At 71.3% G+C, this 17,779-nt stretch carries 19 protein-coding genes; 5 read left to right on the forward strand and 14 right to left on the reverse strand.

Annotated elements, in window-relative coordinates; all coding sequences use genetic code 11:
• Positions 1-9: 9 nt before the first annotated feature.
• The 9 genes from LXT12_RS16655 to LXT12_RS16695 form a co-directional block, all read right to left on the reverse strand.
• On the reverse strand, positions 10-975 hold the full coding sequence (locus LXT12_RS16655) for a YheT family hydrolase (RefSeq protein ID WP_233393405.1): 966 nt from the start codon (positions 973-975) through the stop codon (positions 10-12).
• A gap of 11 nt (positions 976-986) precedes the next feature.
• Complete coding sequence (locus LXT12_RS16660) at positions 987-1,430, reverse strand: YybH family protein (RefSeq protein ID WP_233393406.1); 444 nt, start codon at positions 1,428-1,430, stop codon at positions 987-989.
• 12 nt (positions 1,431-1,442) lie between these two features.
• On the reverse strand, positions 1,443-1,658 hold the full coding sequence (locus tag LXT12_RS16665) for a zinc-finger domain-containing protein (RefSeq protein WP_233393407.1): 216 nt from the start codon (positions 1,656-1,658) through the stop codon (positions 1,443-1,445).
• Between the two features lie 10 nt (positions 1,659-1,668).
• Positions 1,669-2,601 carry a branched-chain amino acid transaminase gene (locus LXT12_RS16670; protein ID WP_233393408.1) on the reverse strand — a complete coding sequence of 311 codons (933 nt, stop codon included), beginning with the start codon at positions 2,599-2,601 and terminating at the stop codon, positions 1,669-1,671.
• Positions 2,602-2,636: 35 nt separating this feature from the next.
• On the reverse strand, positions 2,637-3,023 hold the full coding sequence (locus tag LXT12_RS16675) for a hypothetical protein (RefSeq protein WP_233393409.1): 387 nt from the start codon (positions 3,021-3,023) through the stop codon (positions 2,637-2,639).
• Positions 3,020-3,367 (reverse strand): antibiotic biosynthesis monooxygenase family protein, encoded by a 348-nt coding sequence (locus LXT12_RS16680; protein ID WP_233393410.1) that lies wholly within the window; start codon positions 3,365-3,367, stop codon positions 3,020-3,022. Before LXT12_RS16680 ends, LXT12_RS16675 begins: the two co-directional genes overlap by 4 nt.
• A gap of 76 nt (positions 3,368-3,443) precedes the next feature.
• On the reverse strand, positions 3,444-3,875 hold the full coding sequence (locus tag LXT12_RS16685) for a hypothetical protein (RefSeq protein WP_233393411.1): 432 nt from the start codon (positions 3,873-3,875) through the stop codon (positions 3,444-3,446).
• Between the two features lie 79 nt (positions 3,876-3,954).
• Complete coding sequence (gene radA, locus LXT12_RS16690; protein ID WP_233393412.1) at positions 3,955-5,331, reverse strand: DNA repair protein RadA; 1,377 nt, start codon at positions 5,329-5,331, stop codon at positions 3,955-3,957.
• Complete coding sequence (locus LXT12_RS16695; protein ID WP_233393413.1) at positions 5,331-6,500, reverse strand: MFS transporter; 1,170 nt, start codon at positions 6,498-6,500, stop codon at positions 5,331-5,333. Before LXT12_RS16695 ends, radA begins: the two co-directional genes overlap by 1 nt.
• A gap of 60 nt (positions 6,501-6,560) precedes the next feature.
• Here LXT12_RS16695 and LXT12_RS16700 point away from each other — a divergent pair, with 60 nt between their 5' ends.
• From LXT12_RS16700 to LXT12_RS16710, 3 genes are all read left to right on the forward strand, one after another.
• Entirely contained in the window at positions 6,561-7,190 is a 630-nt protein-coding gene (locus LXT12_RS16700; RefSeq protein ID WP_233393414.1) for a LysE family transporter, read from the forward strand.
• Positions 7,191-7,195: 5 nt separating this feature from the next.
• A complete protein-coding gene (locus LXT12_RS16705) occupies positions 7,196-8,101 on the forward strand; it encodes a DMT family transporter (RefSeq protein ID WP_233393415.1) in 906 nt (301 codons plus the stop codon).
• Positions 8,102-8,172: 71 nt separating this feature from the next.
• Complete coding sequence (locus LXT12_RS16710; protein ID WP_233393416.1) at positions 8,173-10,347, forward strand: prolyl oligopeptidase family serine peptidase; 2,175 nt, start codon at positions 8,173-8,175, stop codon at positions 10,345-10,347.
• 28 nt (positions 10,348-10,375) lie between these two features.
• Here the strand turns inward: LXT12_RS16710 and arfB are convergent, their stop codons facing one another.
• Together arfB and alr are read right to left on the reverse strand one after the other, a co-directional pair.
• A complete protein-coding gene (arfB, locus tag LXT12_RS16715; RefSeq protein WP_233393417.1) occupies positions 10,376-10,783 on the reverse strand; it encodes an alternative ribosome rescue aminoacyl-tRNA hydrolase ArfB in 408 nt (135 codons plus the stop codon).
• The gene (alr, locus tag LXT12_RS16720; protein ID WP_233393418.1) at positions 10,776-11,888 is read right to left on the reverse strand and encodes an alanine racemase; all 1,113 of its coding nucleotides are present in this window, start codon (positions 11,886-11,888) and stop codon (positions 10,776-10,778) included. Before alr ends, arfB begins: the two co-directional genes overlap by 8 nt.
• A 116-nt stretch (positions 11,889-12,004) precedes the next feature.
• Between alr and lplT the strand changes: the two genes are divergently transcribed.
• The gene (gene lplT, locus LXT12_RS16725) at positions 12,005-13,294 is read left to right on the forward strand and encodes a lysophospholipid transporter LplT (RefSeq protein WP_233393419.1); all 1,290 of its coding nucleotides are present in this window, start codon (positions 12,005-12,007) and stop codon (positions 13,292-13,294) included.
• A 28-nt stretch (positions 13,295-13,322) separates the two neighbouring features.
• Here the strand turns inward: lplT and LXT12_RS16730 are convergent, their stop codons facing one another.
• Positions 13,323-14,285, reverse strand: coding sequence for a hypothetical protein (locus tag LXT12_RS16730; RefSeq protein ID WP_233393420.1), 963 nt, complete (start codon positions 14,283-14,285; stop codon positions 13,323-13,325).
• A 160-nt stretch (positions 14,286-14,445) separates the two neighbouring features.
• Here LXT12_RS16730 and LXT12_RS16735 point away from each other — a divergent pair, with 160 nt between their 5' ends.
• The gene (locus tag LXT12_RS16735) at positions 14,446-14,943 is read left to right on the forward strand and encodes a glutathione peroxidase (RefSeq protein WP_233393421.1); all 498 of its coding nucleotides are present in this window, start codon (positions 14,446-14,448) and stop codon (positions 14,941-14,943) included.
• 473 nt (positions 14,944-15,416) lie between these two features.
• On the opposite strand, the gene LXT12_RS16740 is transcribed toward LXT12_RS16735, so the two are convergent.
• Together LXT12_RS16740 and LXT12_RS16745 are read right to left on the reverse strand one after the other, a co-directional pair.
• Positions 15,417-16,973 (reverse strand): FAD-dependent oxidoreductase, encoded by a 1,557-nt coding sequence (locus LXT12_RS16740; protein WP_233393422.1) that lies wholly within the window; start codon positions 16,971-16,973, stop codon positions 15,417-15,419.
• Positions 16,974-17,100: 127 nt separating this feature from the next.
• Positions 17,101-17,757 (reverse strand): Crp/Fnr family transcriptional regulator, encoded by a 657-nt coding sequence (locus LXT12_RS16745; RefSeq protein ID WP_233393423.1) that lies wholly within the window; start codon positions 17,755-17,757, stop codon positions 17,101-17,103.
• Between the last annotated feature and the right edge of the window lie 22 nt (positions 17,758-17,779).

The following is a 17,779-nucleotide window of genomic DNA, read 5'->3' on the forward strand; positions in this document are numbered from 1 at the left end:
TGCGATCCCTCAGCGGTGACGCCACAGCCAGTCGCAGACCTGCTCGGGCATGGTCAACAGATGCCCGGGCAGGCGGCCGGCCGGGAAGCCGACGTGGCCGCCGTGGCCAGGCTGCCAGAGTGTCACATAACTGCCGACTTCAGCGGCTTTCGGCAGGCTGTTGCCGGGCACGAAGGGGTCGTTGCGGGCGTTCAGCACCAGGGCCGGGATGCGGATGCGGTGCAGGTGGGGTTTGGCGGCGGCGCGGGTCCAGTAGTCCTCGGTGCCGCGAAAGCCGTGCAGCGGCGCGGTGAAGAGGTTGTCGAACTCGTAGATGGTGGTGGCGCGCCTGAGCCGCTCGCCGTCGAACAGACCCGGGTGCTGCTCGAGCTTGCGCAGCGCCTTGGGGATCATCGTGCGCAGGAAGCGGCGGGCATAGACCTGCTTGTTGAAGCCACGGTCGATGGCCGCGCCCGCGGCGGCGAGGTCGATGGGGGAGCAGATGGAGCAGACGGCGTGGGCGACCCGGGCGGCGCCGTCGCCGGCCTCTTCCGCCCAGCGCAGCAGGGCGTTGCCGCCGAGGGAGACGCCTGCGGCCAGCAGCGGCGCGCCATGGCGCTCCCGCAGGCGCTGCAGGATCCAGCCGACCTCCTCGTAGTCGCCCGAGTGGTAGGCGCGTGGCGCGCGGTTGAGTTCGCCCGAGCAGCCGCGGAAATGCGGCAGCGCCAGGGCCCAGCCGCGGTCTCGGGCGACGCTGGCGAAGGCGATGCTCGAATGGCTGTGGCGGTCGCCTTCCAGGCCGTGGAAGAGCACGAACAAGGGGGCACCCGCCGGGGCGCCGGCGAGGAAGTCCACGTCGATGAAGTCGCCGTCCGGCGTGTCCCAGCGTTCGCGGGTCCAGGCCGGCGGCGGGCCGGCGTGGCGGCGGCTGAAGAGGGCCGGCCAGATGGTCTGGGCGTGGCCGCCAGGCAGCCAGCGGGGGGCGCGGTACTGCATGGCTCTGCGGGCTAGTGCAGCACGCCGGCGTCGGCCACGAGTTCCTGCACGTCGCCGGCATTGCCGGGGCTGGCGTGGTGCAGCACCAGCCGCCAGCCCTGGGCCGTCTTGAGATAGACGTTGGTGGCGATGACCCAGGCGTGCTGGGCGTCGCCGGCCATCTGCACCCGCTCGAGCACGTGGTGGATGGCGCAATTGGCGCTGACGAGCCGGCGTACCCGCTCGGGATGCACGTTCACCGCGCCGCGTTGGAAGATGGCCTCGAAGGTGGCGCGGATGGGCGCGAGGCCCACGAGGCGCGGGCCGCCCGGGTGGACGCAGGCCACCTCCTCCTCGTCGGCCCACAGCGCCATCAGGCGGTCGAGGTCGGCATGCTGCAGGGCCTCGTAGAACTGAGCCTCGGTGTCGTCGGGCGAGGCCAGCAGCGCGGCCTGCTGGGCGGGGGTGCGAGGCATGGCGCCGTCGGCTCAGTGGTGGCCGGAGATGACCTCGCCGGCCTTGAGCTTGTAGGCCGTGCCGCAGTAGGGGCACTGGCCGACGCCGCCGTGGGCGAGGTCGATGAAGACGCGCGGATGGTTGCTCCACAGCGCCATCTTGGGGTTGGGACAGGCGACGACGCCGGGGCCTTGCAGGTCCTTGGCGGTCACTTCGATGGTGGCGGCGGGGGTCTGGGTGGTGCTCATGATGGAGGTCTTAGACGGCGGTCAGCCACTCGGCGTACTTGGCGTTGCGGCCGTTCACGATGTCGAAGAAGGCCGACTGGATCTTCTCGGTGACGGGGCCGCGCGAGCCGGCGCCGATCTCGACGCGGTCGAGCTCGCGGATGGGCGTCACTTCGGCGGCGGTGCCGGTGAAGAAGGCCTCGTCGGCGATGTAGACCTCGTCGCGGGTGATGCGCTTCTCGACCAGCTTCAGGCCCAGGTCCTGGCAGATCGCGAAGATGGTGTTGCGGGTGATGCCGTTGAGGGCGCCGGCGGACAGGTCGGGCGTGTAGACCACGCCGTTCTTGATGACGAAGAGGTTTTCGCCTGCGCCTTCGCTGACGAAGCCCGAGGCGTCCAGCAGCAGGGCCTCGTCGTAGCCGTCGTCGGTGGCTTCCATGTTGGCCAGGATGGAGTTGGTGTAGTTGGACACCGTCTTGGCCTGGGTCATCGTGATGTTCACGTGATGGCGGGTGTAGGAGCTGGTCTTGACGCGGATGCCGCGCTTCATGCCTTCCTCGCCCAGATAGGCGCCCCAGCTCCAGGCGGCCACCATCAGGTGCACCTGGTTGCCCTTGGGGCTGACGCCCAACTTCTCGGAGCCGATCCAGATCAGGGGGCGGATGTAGGCGCTCTTCAGGCCGTTGGCCTTGACGACGGCGCGCTGGGCCTCGTTGACCTGCTCCACGGAGAAGGGGATCTTCATGCGCAGGATCTTGGCGCTGTTGAACAGGCGCTGAGTGTGCTCCTGCAGCCGGAAGATGGCCGTGCCATTGACCGTGTCGTAGGCGCGCACGCCCTCGAAGGCGCCGCAGCCGTAGTGCAGGGTGTGGGTCAGCACGTGGATCTTGGCGTCGCGCCAGTCGACGAGTTCGCCGTCCATCCAGATCTTGCCGTCGCGGTCGTGCAGGGGAGCGGGAACCATCGTGACTCCAGGGGTGCAGGTGAAAACCGGCGATTTTACGAAGAGCCGGTGACGCCGTCAGCGCGCACCAGCCGCCACTCGACGAGCCTGCCTTTGCGCAGCACCACCTCCACGGCGTCGCCGCCGGCGTCCTGCCAGCGGTAGGTCTCGGCCGCCTGCTTGACGCCGAGGCTGCCGGCCAGCGTGATGAGGTCGACCAGCTTCATGCCGGCGTGCAGCTTGCTGCCGAGCATGACGGCGTTGGCCACCGAGCCCATCGGCGCCGCACCGGCCTGCTTCATGAGCCGCATCAGCCGCGACATCTGCAGCAGCAGCCAGAAGACGATGCCCGTCATCGCGAAGATCACGCCCTGCCAGCCCAGCAGCAGGCCGCCGGCGACCAGCGCGGCCAGCGCCAGCCCCGTCCCCACCCAGGGGTTCATGCCTGCGGGTCCTGCGGGCCGTCCTCGCGCGCCCAGGCGTAGGCGCGCTCGACCCGGGCCACCCGCAGCGTGTAGTGGGCATACCAGTCACTGCGGCCGGTGTCGCGGGCGATCCTGTGCTCGGCATGGCGGCGCCAGGCGGCGATGTCCTCGGGGCTGCGCCAGTAGGAGACCGTGATGCCCAGCCCGTCGGCGCCGCGCGCGCTCTCCACGCCGAGGTAGCCCGGCTGTCCAGCCGCCAGCTCGACCATGCGCTCGGCCATGTCGCCATAGCCGTGGTCGACCGTGGTGCGCTGGCTCGTGAAGATGACGGCGTAGTAGGGCGGTTCGGGCAGGGAGCTCATGTCAGGACGGCGGGCGGCTGAGGCGCGCATCCTGCCACGGAGCACGGGATTTGCGGGCCGAGCTGGGCGAGGGGCCTCAGCTCGCCACCTTCAGCAGCACGCAACGCACCCATTGCCCGGATTCCAGCGCGGCCTTGTGGCCGGCCAGGAACTGCTCGGCCGTGGAGTTGCGGGCGACGAAGCACATGCCGTGCAGGATGCCCATGCGTGGCACGGGGCGCGACCATTTGCGCTCGACGATGCCGTTGAACCACGACACCTGCTCGTCGTCGGTGTCGGCGTCGGCGCGGCCCAGCAGCAGCACCACCTCGTAGCGCGCGTCGTCCAGCGGCTCGGTGGCGCTGGTCAGCACCTGCAGGCCGCCGTCGCTCATGTTCAGCACCAAGCCAGCCGGCCCCTGGCTGAACTGCACCGGCTTGAAGACCCAGCCGGGCAGGGAGTCGGCGTCGTGCTGGGCCGCGAGGAAGTCGGTGCGGACGTACTGGCGATGCTCGGCGGGATTGGTCATGGGGCCTCCTGCGATGCGGACCCCTCCATCCTAAGCAGACTTTGGCAGGGCGGGCACGAAGGCAATCCCGCGGCCGGCCTCAGGCCAGGCCGCGCAGCACCTCGATGGCCTGCTCCACGCGCTCGATGGCATGGATGGTCAGGCCCTCGATGGGCTTTTTCGGCGCATTCGCCTTGGGCACGACGGCGACGCTGAAGCCGAGCTTGGCGGCCTCCCTGAGCCGCTCCTGGCCGCGCGGCGCGGGCCGCACCTCGCCGGCCAGGCCCACCTCGCCGAAGGCGATGAAGCCGCGCGGCAGGGCGCGGGCACGCAGGCTGCTCTGAATGGCCAGCAGCACGGCCAGGTCGGCCGCCGGCTCGCTGATGCGCACGCCGCCCACGGCGTTGACGAAGACGTCCTGGTCGCCCGTGGCCACGCCGGCATGGCGGTGCAGCACCGCCAGCAGCATGGCCAGGCGGTCGCGGTCCAGGCCGACCGACAGCCGCCGCGGGCTGACGCCGCCGCTGTCCACCAGGGCCTGCAGCTCCACCAGCATGGGGCGTGTGCCTTCCAGCGTTACGAGCACGCAGCTGCCGGGCACGGGCTCGGCGTGGGTGGACAGGAAGATGGCGCTCGGGTTGGCCACGCCCTTGAGCCCCTTCTCCGTCATCGCGAACACGCCGATCTCGTTGACCGCCCCGAAGCGGTTCTTGATGGCCCGCACGAGGCGGAAGCTGCTGTGGGTGTCGCCTTCGAAGTACAGCACCGTGTCGACGATGTGCTCCAGCACCCGCGGCCCGGCCAGCGCCCCTTCCTTGGTGACGTGGCCCACCAGCACCATGGCGCAGCCTTTCCCCCCAAAACTGGCCTTGGCCGTGCGCGTCAGCTGGGCGGCGCATTCGCGCACCTGGGCGACCGAGCCGGGTGCGGAGCTGAGCTGCTCGGAGTACAGGGTCTGGATGGAGTCGATCACGCAGAAGTCGGGCGCCTCGGCATCCAGCGTGGCGAGGATCTTCTCGAGGTTGATCTCGGCCAGCACGCGCACCCGGTTGCCGGCCAGGCCCAGGCGGCGGGAGCGCATGGCCACCTGCGCGCCGCTTTCCTCGCCGGTGACGTAGAGCACCTTGACCGTCTGCGACAGCGACTCCACCGCCTGCAGCAACAGCGTGGACTTGCCGATGCCCGGGTCGCCGCCGATCAGCACCACGCCGCCGGCGACGATGCCGCCACCGAGCACGCGGTCCAGCTCCTCCTGCCCGGTGGGCGTGCGCTCGAAGTCGGCCGCCTCGATCTCGGACAGCGTCGCCACGGGCTGGCTCTTGGCCAGGGCCTGGAAGCGGTTGCGGCTGCCGCCGGTGGGCTCGGCGGCGGTCTCGGTCAGCGTGTTCCAGGCGCCGCAGTGCGGGCATTTGCCCAGCCAGCGCGGGCTGGTGCCGCCGCATTCGGTGCAGGTGTAGATGCTTTTGCTCGTGGCCATCAGCGCATTGTCGGGCGCACCCAGGTCACCAGCAGCAGCGCCGCCGCCAGCGCGCAGCCGGCCGAGAAGCCGAAGGCGGCCGTGGCCGAGGCGCCCTCCCACAGCCAGCCGAACCACAGCGAGGCCGGCAGCAGCATGGCGCCCATGACGAGGTTGAGCCAGCCGAAGGCCGTGCCGCGCAGCTCCGGGGGCGCCAGGTCGGCCAGCAGGGCGCGCTCGACCCCCTCGGTGGCGGCCATGAAAAGGCCGTAGGAGCCGAACAGCAGGTAGAGCGTCCAGCCCGGCTGCGCCCAGGTGGCCATGCCGACGTAGAACAGCGCATAGGCCACATAGCCCGCCAGCAGCAGCCGCACGCGGCCGATGCGGTCCGACAGGCTGCCCGCCGGCACCGAGCACAGTGCCGCCACCGCCGAGACGGCCGCCCACAGCAGCGGCACGTGGGCTTCGGCCACGCCGAGCTGGCGGGCCCGCAGCAGCAGGAACATGTTGCTGGAGTTGCCCAGCGTGAAGAGGGCGACGACGACCAGATAGCGCCGCAGCGGCTGCGGCAGGCCGGCGAGGCGCCACGAGAAGCGTGGCGGCGCCTGTGCCGGCGGCGGTGCGTCGCGCAGGGCCAGGGTCAGCGCCACGCAGACCAGGCCCGGCACGATGGCCCAGGCGAAGACCTGTTTCAACGGCAGGCCGGCCGCCAGCAAGGCCCAGGCCAGCAGCGGGCCGATGACGGCGCCGGCGTTGTCCATGGCGCGGTGCAGCCCGAAGGCCAGGCCGCGCTGCCCCGGGGCGATGCTGGCCGCCAGCAGCGCGTCGCGCGGGGCGGCGCGCACCGCCTTGGCCACGCGGTCGGCCAGCCGCAGGGCCAGCAGCAGCGGCCAGCCGGACACCAGGGCGATGAGCGGGCGGCCCAGGCCGGCGAGCCCGTAGCCGGCCACCACCCAGGGCTTGCTGCGCCCGCTGCGGTCGGCCATGACGCCGGCCCAGAGCTTGAGCAGGCTGGCCAGCGCCTCCGCCAGGCCCTCGATCAGGCCCAGCACGCGCGGACCGGCCATCAGCACGCCGCTCAGATACAGCGGCACGAGGGGATAGACCAGCTCGCTGGCGCTGTCGTTGACGAGGCTGACCAGGCCGAGCAGCCAGACGCTGCGCGGCAGCGAGAAAAGGGCTTTCCACATCGAGCCCATGTTGCCGCATGGGACACTCGCCGGCTGCTTTTTGTTTTGACGGAGCCGGTCATGGATTTCTCGGTGTGGTTGGCCTTCTTCGCGGCGTCCTGGGCCATCAGCCTGTCGCCCGGCGCGGGCGCGGTGGCGGCGATGAGCGCCGGGCTCTCGCATGGCTTCAGGCGCGGCTACTTCATGACCTTCGGCCTCATCCTCGGCATCCTCACGCAGGTGGTGCTGGTGAGCGCCGGTCTCGGGGCGCTGATCGCGGCCTCGTCGCTGGGCTTCGCCCTGGTCAAGTGGGCCGGCGTGGCCTACCTCATCTGGCTGGGCGTGCAGCAGTGGCGCGCGCCGGCCCGGCCGCTGGTGGCCGCCGCCGAGGGCGCCGTGCAGGTCACGCGCCGGCAGCTGGTGCTGCGCGGCTGGGGCATCAACGCCGTCAACCCCAAGGGCACCGTCTTCCTGCTGGCCGTGGTGCCGCAGTTCCTCGACCTGCATGCCGCGCTGCCGCCCCAGTACCTCGTCATCGGCGGCACCCTCGCCTTCACCGACCTCGTCGTCATGGCCGGCTACACGGCGCTGGCCGCGCGCGTGCTGGCGGCGTTGAAGAGCGAGGCCCACATCAAGGCGCTGAACCGCGTCTTCGGCACCCTCTTCGTCGCGGCCGGCGCCTTGCTCGCCACCTTCAAGCGCGCCGCCTGATGGGGGTGGGCGAGACCCGCGCACGCGGCCTGCCGACCTGGTTCCTCTTCCTGGCCCCGGTGGCGATCTGGGCCAGCACGTGGCACGTCATCCTCTACCAGCTCGGCAGCACGGTGCCGGTGCTGACCTCGGTGGGCTGGCGCTTCCTGCTGGCCGCGCTGATGCTGGCGGCGCTGGCGCGGCGCCAGGGCGCCTCGCTGAAGCTGCCGCCGCGGGCCCACGGCTTCGCGCTGGCCACGGGCGTCATCCAATATGCCGGCAACTACTGGGCCGTCTACGAGGCCGAGCGCTACGTGCCCAGCGGCCTGGTGGCGGTGCTGTTCTGCCTCATGGTCTTCATGAACGCGCTGGTGGCCTGGCTGCTGTGGCGCCAGCCGGTCAGCCGGCGCTTCCTGGCCGCCTCCAGCGGCGCCGTGCTGGGGGTGGCCCTGATCTTCTGGCCCGAGATCGCCGCCACCGGCGCGCGGCCCGACGCGGCCCTGGGCCTGTCGCTGAGCTTCTTCGCCGTCGTCGCGGCCGTCATCGGCGGCTTCTTCACGATGGCGCTCACGCGCCGCGGCCTGCCGCTGCTGCCGGTGCTGGCCTGGAGCATGGGCTATGGCGCGGCCTTCCTGCTCGCCCTGTCGCTGGCGACCGGCCACGGCCTGCGCTTCGACACCGCCTGGCCCTACGTCGGCAGCCTCGTCTACCTGGCCGCCTTCGGATCGGTCATCGCCTTCACGCTCTACTACAAGCTCGCCGAGCGCCGCGGGCCGGCCCAGGCGGCGCTGGTGGGCGTGCTGGTGCCGGTCATCGCGCTGATGGTGTCGGCCGCCCTGGAGGGCTGGCAGGCGACGCCGCTCGCCCTCGCCGGCATGGGCCTGTGCCTGGTGAGCCTCGTCGTCGCCACGCGGCCCCAGGTCAAGCCCTGAGCGGGCAACCTCGGGAGCCCGGGCCGGCGCAAATGCACTTAACCTGCCGGTGCCCCTCCACGGAGAACCCCATGCCCTGGCATCCCGTCTTCGCGCGCCTGTGCGCCGCCCTGGCCCTCGGCACCGCGGCGCTGCTCGCCCATGCCGCCGACAAAGGCGCGCCGCCCACGGCCGTCAAGCCCGTCGTCGACACCTATGGCGACCTGCGGGTCAGCGACCCCTACCGCTGGCTCGAAGCCACCGGCGACCCCGCCGTGCGCCGCTGGAGCGCCGCGCAGGACCGCCGCACGCGCGCCTACCTCGACAAGCTGCCGGCCCGCAAGCCGATGTTCGACTGGCTCATGAAGCAGGCCGCCGCCAGCTCCAGCGCCTACTACGGCCTGCACGCCGCCGGCGGCAGGCTCTTCGCGCTGCACAACCAGCCGCCCCGGCAGCAGCCCATGCTGGTCGTGATGGGCCAGGAGGCCGACCCGGCCCAGGCGCGCGTCGTGCTGGACCCGAACGCCCTCAACCCCAAGGGCACCACCGCCATCGACTGGTTCGTGCCGTCGCCGACGGGCAAACTCGTGGCGGTGTCGATGTCGGAGAACGGCAGCGAGGACGGCTCGCTGCATGTGTTCGACGTGGCCACGGGCCGCGAGGTGGACGCGGTCATCCCCGACGTGCAATACCCGACCGGCGGCGGCAGCCTCGCCTGGCGCGAGGACGGCAGCGGCTTCTGGTACACGCGCTACCCCGGTGCCGATGCGCCGGCCGAACGCCGGCATTTCTACCAGCAGGTCTACGAGCACCGCATCGGCGACGACCCCGCCAAGGACCGCTACGTGCTGGGCCGGGACTTCCCGCGCGTCGCCGAAATCGTCCTGGAAGCCAGGCCGGGCACCCCCGGCGTGGTGGTCTCGGTCGGCAACGGCGACGGCGGCGAGTTCGCCCACTACCTGATCGGCAAGGACGGCGGCATCCGCCAGGTGACGCGCTTCGAGGACAAGGTCGTGGCCGCGGCCCTCGGGCCCGACGCCCTCTACCTCGTCTCCCACGACGGCGCGCCGCGCGGCAAGGTGCTGAAGCTGGGGCTGGACGACCTCGCCCTGGCCCACGCCCAGGTGCTGGTGCCGGAATCCGACGGCGCGCTGCAGCCGGGCGGCGAGTCCGGCGCCGCCGGCATCACCGTCACGCGGGACGCGCTGCTGCTGCGCGAGATCGTCGGCGGTCCGTCGCGCGTGGCGGTCTACGGCCTCGACGGCCGCCCGCGCGGCCACCTGGCCCTGCCCGAGGTCGCGACCGTCGACGAACTCGAGGCCATGGACGACGGCAGCCTGCTCGTCGCCGTGAAGACCTACCTCGAGCCGCCGCGCTTCGTGCGCTTCGCCAGCGCCGGCGGCGAAGGCAAGCCCACGCTGCTGCGCCAGACCAGTCCGTTGAGCTTCGGCGACGTGGAGGTGGTGCGCGAGTTCGCCACCTCGCGCGACGGCACCCGCATCCCGCTCAACATCGTGCGTCGCAAGGGCATGAAGCTCGACGGCCGCGCGCCGTTGCTGCTGAACGGCTATGGCGGCTACAACGTCAGCCAGGTGCCGCGCTTCCTGGGCGCCGCCACGCGCATGTGGCTGGACGCCGGCGGCGTCTACGTCGTCGCCAACCTGCGCGGCGGCGGCGAGTTCGGCGAGGACTGGCATGCCCAGGGCGCGCTGACGCACAAGCAGAACGTCTTCGACGACTTCGCCGCTGCGGCGCAATACCTCGTCGAACGCGGCTACACCTCGCACCGGCGCATGGCCGCCATCGGCGGCAGCAACGGCGGCCTGCTGATGGGGGCGACGCTGACCCAGCATCCGCAGCTGCTGCGCGCCGTGGTCTCCACCGTGGGCATCTACGACATGCTGCGCGTCGAGCTGGACCCGAACGGCGCCTTCAACGTCTCGGAGTTCGGGTCGGTGAAGGTGCCCGAGCAGCTCGCGGCCCTCTACGCCTACTCGCCCTACCACCACGTGCAGGACGGCGCCCGCTACCCGGCTGTCCTCATGGCCACGGGCGAGACCGACGGCCGGGTCAATCCCATGCACTCGCGCAAGATGATCGCCCGCCTGCAGGCCGCGACCGGCTCCGGCCGGCCGGTGCTGCTCAGCATCAACACCCACGCCGGCCACGGCATGGGCAGCTCCCTGTCCATCCGCGTGAACCAGGCGGCCGACATCTACGCCTTCCTGTTCGACCAGCTTGGCATGGCCTACCGGCCGGGGCGTTAGGCCAGGCCCGTCCGGCCGGTGGCGGCGCTCAGTCGAACGCCTTGCGCCGTCCGGCCTTGACCTCGCCGCGCCGGGCCTTGCCTTCCAGCCGCCGCTGCTGCGAGCCGCGGGTTGGCCGGGTCGCGCGCCTTGCCTTGGGCACGTGGGCGGCGGCCTGCACCAGCTCGACCAGGCGGGCGAGGGCGTCCGCGCGGTTGCGCTCCAGGCTGCGCGAGTCCTGCGCCTTGATGACGACGACGCCGTCCGAGCTGATGCGCTGGTCGGGCCAGGTGAGCAGCCGTGCCTTCACGGCCTCGGGCAGGCTGCTGGCGCGGATGTCGAAGCGCAGGTGGGCGGCGTTGCTGACCTTGTTGACGTTCTGGCCGCCCGGGCCGCTGGCGCGTATCGCCTCGAAGACGATCTCGTCCGGCCGCGGCGACCAGCGGAATTCAGACACCGCGGATGGGCACCCGCGGCGCGACCGCGCACATCAGCTCGTAGCCGATGGTGCCGGCGGCGTGGGCCACCTCGTCGATGGGCAGCCGCGAACCCTGGCCGTCGACGGCGGGTCCCTCGCCCCACAGCGTCACCTCGCTGCCGAAGCCGCTGGCCGGCAACTCGGTGAGGTCCACGGCCAGCATGTCCATGGACACGCGGCCCAGGGTCCGGGTGCGGCGGCCGTCGACCAGGATGGGCGTGCCGGTCGGCGCATGGCGCGGGTAGCCGTCCGCGTAGCCGCAGGCCACGATGCCGATGCGCATGGCGCGCTCGGCGGTGAAGGCGCTGCCATAACCCACCGTGTCGCCGGGCTGCAGCTCCTGCACGCCGATGAGGCGCGAGCGCAGCGTCATGGCCGGGCGCAGGTCCCAGTGGGCCGCGTCGTGCTCGGGGTAGTCCGGCACGCCGCCGTAGCTCATGATGCCGGCGCGCACCCAGTCGTTGGCGGTGCGGGCGACGTGGCGCAATGTCGCGGCGCTGTTGGCGACGGTGCGCTCGCCGGCCAGGCCCTCGGTGGCGGCGTCGAAGGCGGCGAGCTGGTGGGCGATGCCGTCCACGCCGCGGCGCAGGGCGTCAGCGTCCGAGAAGTGGGTCATCAGCCCGATCTCGTCGACCTGGGGCAGGGCTGCAAGCCGGGCATAGGCGGCGCGGAAGGTCGCCGGCGTGAACCCGAGACGGTTCATGCCCGAGTTGAGCTTGAGGAAGACGTGGTGGGGCTCGTGCGTCTTGTGCATGGCCAGCCAGTCGATCTGCTGCTCGCAGTGCACGGCATGCCAGAGCTTCAGGCGCGAGCACAGCTCGAGGTCACGCGGCTCGAACACGCCTTCCAGCAGCAGGATGGGGCCGCGCCAGTCCAGCGCGCGCAACGCTTCAGCCTCGGCCAGGTCCAGCAGGGCGAAGCCGTCGGCCGCGCGCAAGCCCGGATAGGCGCGCTCGATGCCGTGGCCGTAGGCATTGGCCTTGACGACGGCCCAGACCCGGGCGTTGGGCGCCTGTGCGCGGGCACGGGCCAGGTTGTGGGCGAGGGCGTCGGTGTGGACGAGGGCTTCGATGGGGCGCGGCATGCCCGGATTTTGCGCCCGCAGCGGGGCCAGACGGCCCAAACTAGGGGCGTGCTATAAACCCGCGCCGCCCCCGCTCACGCTCCCAGCAGAAGAATTCAGGATTGCGCCCACGCCCGATGAAACGCGGCTTCTACACCATCATGTCGGCGCAGTTCTTCAGCTCGCTGGCTGACAACGCGCTTTTCGTGGCCGCCATCGAACTGCTGCGCTCCTCGGGCGCCGCCGAGTGGCAACGCGCCGCCCTGGTGCCGATGTTCGCGCTGTTCTACGTCGTGCTCGCGCCCTTCGTGGGCGCCTTCGCGGACGCCGTGCCCAAGGGCAAGGTCATGTTCTATTCCAACAGCATCAAGGTCATCGGCTGCCTGATGATGCTGTTCGGCACCCACCCGCTGGCGGCCTATGCCATCGTCGGCCTGGGCGCCGCGTCCTACTCGCCGGCCAAGTACGGCATCCTGACGGAGCTGCTGCCGCCGTCCCAACTGGTCAAGGCCAACGGCTGGATCGAGGGCCTGACCATCGGCTCCATCATCATGGGCGTGCTGCTGGGCGGCCAACTGGTGGGCGACCGGGTCTCGCACCTGCTGCTGCAGTTCGACCTGCCCATGCTCGACACCGGCATCGACACGCCACCCGAGGCGGCCATCGCCAGCCTGCTCTTCCTTTACGTGCTGGCGGCGCTGTTCAACCTGCGCATCCCGCGCACCTCGGCGCCGCTGCAGCCCTTCGCCCACAGCTTCGTCGGCCTGGTGCGCGACTTCTCGGCCTGCAACAGCCGCCTGTGGCAGGACAAGCTCGGCCAGATCTCGCTGGCGGTGACGACGCTGTTCTGGGGCGCCACCAGCAACCTGCGCTACATCGTGCTGGCCTGGGCCGCCGCAGCCTTGGGTTACGGCATGACGCAGGCCTCCTCCCTCGTGGGCGTGGTGGCCGTGGGCACGGCCGTCGGCGCCGTCGTGGCCTCGGTCGTCAGCCGGCTGGACCGCGCCACCTCGGTCATCCCGCTGGGCATCGCCATGGGGCTGCTCGTCATCCTGATGAACGTCATCAGCAACGTCTGGCTGGCCGCGCCCTTCCTGATGGCCCTGGGCGCCATCGGCGGCTACATGGTGGTGCCGATGAACGCCCTGCTGCAGCACCGCGGCCACAACCTGATGGGCGCCGGCCGCAGCATCGCCGTGCAGAACTTCAACGAGCAGGCCTGCATCCTCGGCATGGGCGCCTTCTACACGGCCATGACCAAGTTCGGGTTGTCGGTGTTCGGCGCCATCACCATCTTCGGCGTCGTCGTGGCCGGCACGATGTGGTGGATCCGCCGCTGGCACCAGCGCAACCTCGTCGAGCACAGCGAGGAGGTCCAGCACCTGCTGGACATCGCGCGCACCGACCACATCCCGCAAGATCGATAGACCACTCCCTACCAGCTTCGCGGGCCTGTCAGTTCTGGGTGCCCGAGCCCCTGCCCTTGCGGCCCGTCGGCGCGGGGAGCAGGTGCTTGCCCTCCAGCACCATCTCGATGGCCTCGCTCCAGGCGCGGGCGATCTTGAAGCAGCCGCTGTGGTTGAGGTGGATCTCGTTGTGCCAGTCGCCGCTGATGCCGGTGGAGCCGGGGGCGGCCAGGGCCAGGGGGACGGTGGTCGAGTCGAAGACGAAGAGGCCCGGGAAGGCCGCCTTGTCGGCCGCCATGGCCTTGAGCAGTTGCGCCAGGTGGAAGACCATCAGCCGGCTGACCGCCGCCCAGTCCGCCGCCGGCACGCCGTAGGCCTTCAGGGCCGGATAGAGCCAGGGGCCGCTGGCGCCGAGCTCGTCGCCGTTCTCGGCGCCGGCCGGGCGCGGCATGGGCACGGCGTAGCAGTGCATGAAGACCGGCTTGCCCGCCGAGGGCCCCTGGTCGCGCAACGACAGCAGGTGCTTGACGTTGGCGCGCAGGTAGTCGGCATAGGTGGCCCAGCCGGGCTCGGAGAAATAACGCGCCACGCCGGCTGACGGCGGGCCCCATTCGGTCTGGCGGCGCAGCAGGCGCAGCTCGAGCGGGATGGGCTCGCCGTTCCAGTTCTGCGCCGGCGTGCGCGCCGCGGCGATCAGGTCGTTGCCGCCGACCGACAGCAGCACGCCGTCCCAGGCGGGCGCCTCGGGGCTGGCCAGCAGGCGGACGAAGTCGGGGCTGGACTCCAGGTCCACCATGTGCGACAGCGCATTGCCCGTGCCGGCGCAATTCACCGTCATGGCCTTGTCCTTGAACACCAGCTCCTGCAGCAGGTTGGCGTGGGCGTTCAGCTTGGCGCGCGCATTCGAGAACCACGAGTCGCCCTGGGCCAGCAGCTTCCAGCGGAAGGCGCCGAAATCCGGCGGGGTCGGGGCGGCCAGGTCGGCCGGGGTGAAGCAAGCCAGGTGGTCCATGAAGGGGGGTGAGGAGCTTGAAAGGGGTGACGAGCCTGCCGGCAAGGCCGGTGCCCGAAGTTCGCGCGATTGGAAGGCCAGCCGCGCGCCGGGCGCCATGCTACAAACCCTCAAGGTCGCCCGGGGTTAGCATCGGTGCCGTCTTTCTAGGGAGGCCCCCATGAGCGAAAGCGTCTTCGACTTCCAGGCCGTGTCCATCCGCGGCGAGCCGGCGGACCTGGCTTCCCAGCGCGGCAAGGTGCTGCTCATCGTCAACACGGCCAGCGAATGCGGGTTCACGCCGCAGTTCAAGGGCCTGGAGAAGCTGTGGCAGGACTACGGGCCCCGGGGCCTGGTCGTCGTGGGCTTCCCGAGCAACGAGTTCGGTGGACAGGACCCGGGCGCCAACGACCAGATCGCCAGTTTCTGCGAGCTCAACTACGGCGTCAGCTTCCCGATGATGGAAAAGACCCGCGTCAACGGCGCCGAAGCCCACCCGCTGTGGAAGTTCCTGAAGAGCGAGAAGCCCGGCTTCCTGGGCACCGAGGCCATCAAATGGAACTTCACCAAGTTCCTCGTCGGCCGCGACGGCCAGGTCATCAAGCGCTATGCGCCCAACGACGCGCCCGAGAAACTGCGCGGCGACATTGAAACGGCTTTGGCGGCCAAGCCGGCGTGAGGTGACGGCGCTGCGCCACCGGGCGCTGGCGCCGAGGTTGCGGAACACAGCCACAGAGGCACAGAGGAGCAGGAATTTCTCCATGGCTCTGTGCCTCTGTGGTTGCCTTTGAGTTTGATTTCAGTTGCTCCACCGCGCGGCGCGCGACCCACGACGCATGAAACGGGTGTCTTGCGGGCCGAGCGCTGGGCTGCCAAGGGCCAGAGGCCCTTGGCCTGTCGTAGGCACAAGCAGTCCGCAGGGACTGCTTGTGTCCGACTCCAGTTCCCGAGCCGGCCCGCGCTGGCGATGTGCTTGCGGCTCGATGCCGCAAGCATCGCCGCCTCCTCGGGGGGGCTGAGGCCGGACACGACAAGTCCAGTGGACTTGTCGTGCCTGCCGAAGAGTAGCCGCACTGCCGGCTGCGCGGTCTGCAAGACGACCAGACACGCGCCGCGTTCAGCGCGCGGGGTTGGGCCGGGGGCAGTTCCATCTCAGTGGGCAGCGGTTGAGATGACCACCCCGTCCTGGCTGAGCAGGTAGTCGCGCATCGTCGGCGACTGCTCCAGCGCCATGCGGCGGATGCCGCGCACGTGCTCCATGGCCTGGAGGCTGACTTCGGGCGAGATATGGGCCGACAGGCCGATGCCGTGGCTGGGCAGGCGGTGCAGGCCGGCCAGCAGGTAGGACCAGTTGGCCGCGCCGAAGAGGGACAGCCGCCGGTCCAGGTCGGTGGGCGTCGGCACCTTGCTGTCCCACAGCATGAGCAGTTCGGCCAGGCGCGGCGACAGCCTCGCCTCCTCGGTGCAGGCGCGCCAGAAGGGCGTGTCCCGCCGTTGCGACAGCGCGTAGTGCGCGACGATGAAGTCGCGCAGCTCCTCGTGGAAGTCGTTGAAGACGCGGTTGACCCGGCCGCGGCAGCCCTCGCCGTTGCCGGCCGGCGCGACGTGGTCGACGAAGAGCTGCAGCATCCACTCGACGAGGTAGAGGCTGGTCGACTCCAGCGGCTCGATGAAGCCGCTCGCCGCGCCCAGGGTCAGGCAGTTGCCCTCCCAGGCGCGCGCCGCATGGCCCACGCGCAGCTCCCTCACGGTCGGCTCGGCCAGCGCCTTCCGGCCGCCGCCCAGGCCGAGCAGGGTGTGGGCGGCCTCATCGTCGCTGCTGAAGCGCGAGGCATAGACATAGCCCGTGCCGCGGCGGCTCTGCAGGTCCATCTCCCAGGTCCAGCCGGCGGCCTGGGCCGTGACGGCCGTGAAGCTGCGCAGCGCGCCGTGACGCTGGGCATGAGCCAGGGGCCGGCTGACGATGCGGTCGCAGGGCAGCGCGTCGGCATAGGAGACCCAGGGCACGCCCAGGGCCTGCTGCAGCAGCAGCGAGCGCGAGCCGGTGCAGTCGATGAAGAAGCTGGCCGAGAGGCGCTGGCCGTCGGCCAGCTCCACCGACTCGATGCCGGCCTCGCCGCGATGCACCTTCGCCACCTCGCCCTGCACGCGGTGCACGCCCCGGGTCAGCGCCGTCTGTTGCAGCAGCATGGCCAGGCGCGCGGCGTCCAGGTGATAGCCGTAGCTCACCGGTGCCTGGTAGTCGGGCGAGTCCATCAGCTTGGGGCACTGGTCGCCGTCGAACAGCGCCGTCTGCACCGTGCAGGCCTGGGCCATGGGCTGCTGCGTCAGGCCGCGCTGCAGCAGGTTCAGCCAGTGGGCCGTCGCCGCGAAACCGTGGAAGGGCGCCGGGATGTCGAAGGGATGGTCGTAGCTGTCCTCGGCCGCGCGGCCCCCGCGGCGCCAGCCGTTGAAGCGCACGCCGTTGCTCAGCGTCGCATCGGCCGCGGTGAACAGCGTGCGCTCGGGCAGGCCCAGGGCCTGCAGCGTGTGGCGCAGCGTCGGCAGGGTGGCGAGTTCGTCGCCGAGACCGGCCATGCGCGGCGGCTCGACCAGCGTGACGGGCAACGGGGTCTGGCGGGCGGCGCCCAGCGTCCGCTGCAGATAGCAGGCCGCCAGCCAGCCGGCGGCGCCGCCGCCGACGATGACGATGGATTGGATCTCGGACAAGGCAGGAACTCCGGAAGGCTCTCGTGCGGCGGATGCGCCGCCGGTGCCGCCACATTACGGTGGCAGGCCTGCGCGGGCACTTGTAACGCGGGCCGGGAGCGTGCGTCCTGCACGCGCGATGGAGGCGTTATGGGCCAGGCCGCCAGAGCCAGCGGCCGCGACCGCGCTGCACGCGACCATCGCGTTCGGCCTCGGCCAGCAGGGCGTTGGCCGTCTGCCGCGACACGTGGGCCAGGCGCGCCACCTCGGCCTGGGTGGCGGCCACCGCCGTCCAGCCGCCCGCCGCCGGCCGGCCGCGTTCGCGCGCCAGCTGGGCCAGGGCCAGGTTGAAGCGCTCCGCCGCGCCCTGGTGGCGGGCCGCCTGCAGCAGGCGCAAGGTGCCGTCGTAGCGGCGGGCGAACTCGGCCAGCAGGGCGCGGGCGAAGCCGGGCACCTCGTCCATCAGCCGCGCGTAGGCCTCGCGGCCGAAGACCAGCACCTCGCTGGCGCCGCGCGCGACGGCCTCGTACTCCGAGGGCTGCCCGGCCGCGAAGGCGGCCAGGCCGAACAGCCGGGGCGGGCCCACGTTCTCGATGACGGAGACCGTGCCGTCCGCGCCCGTGAAGCGCGTCTCGATCTCGCCGGCCGCCACGGCGTAGAAGGCCGTCGTGCGCTGCCCCTGCACGAAGAGGCTGCGGCCGTCGGCCAGGCGGCGCCGCGCGATGCCGGCGGCGATGCCGGGCGGCACGGCGACGCCCGGGAAATGGGCCTGGAGGACGCGCTGCAGCGCGGGGTCGGGAGGCATGCCGGCATTGTCGGCTGGCCGA

The organism is Pelomonas caseinilytica (assembly GCF_021353235.1).
Classification (GTDB): Bacteria; Pseudomonadota; Gammaproteobacteria; order Burkholderiales; family Burkholderiaceae_C; genus Pelomonas; species Pelomonas caseinilytica.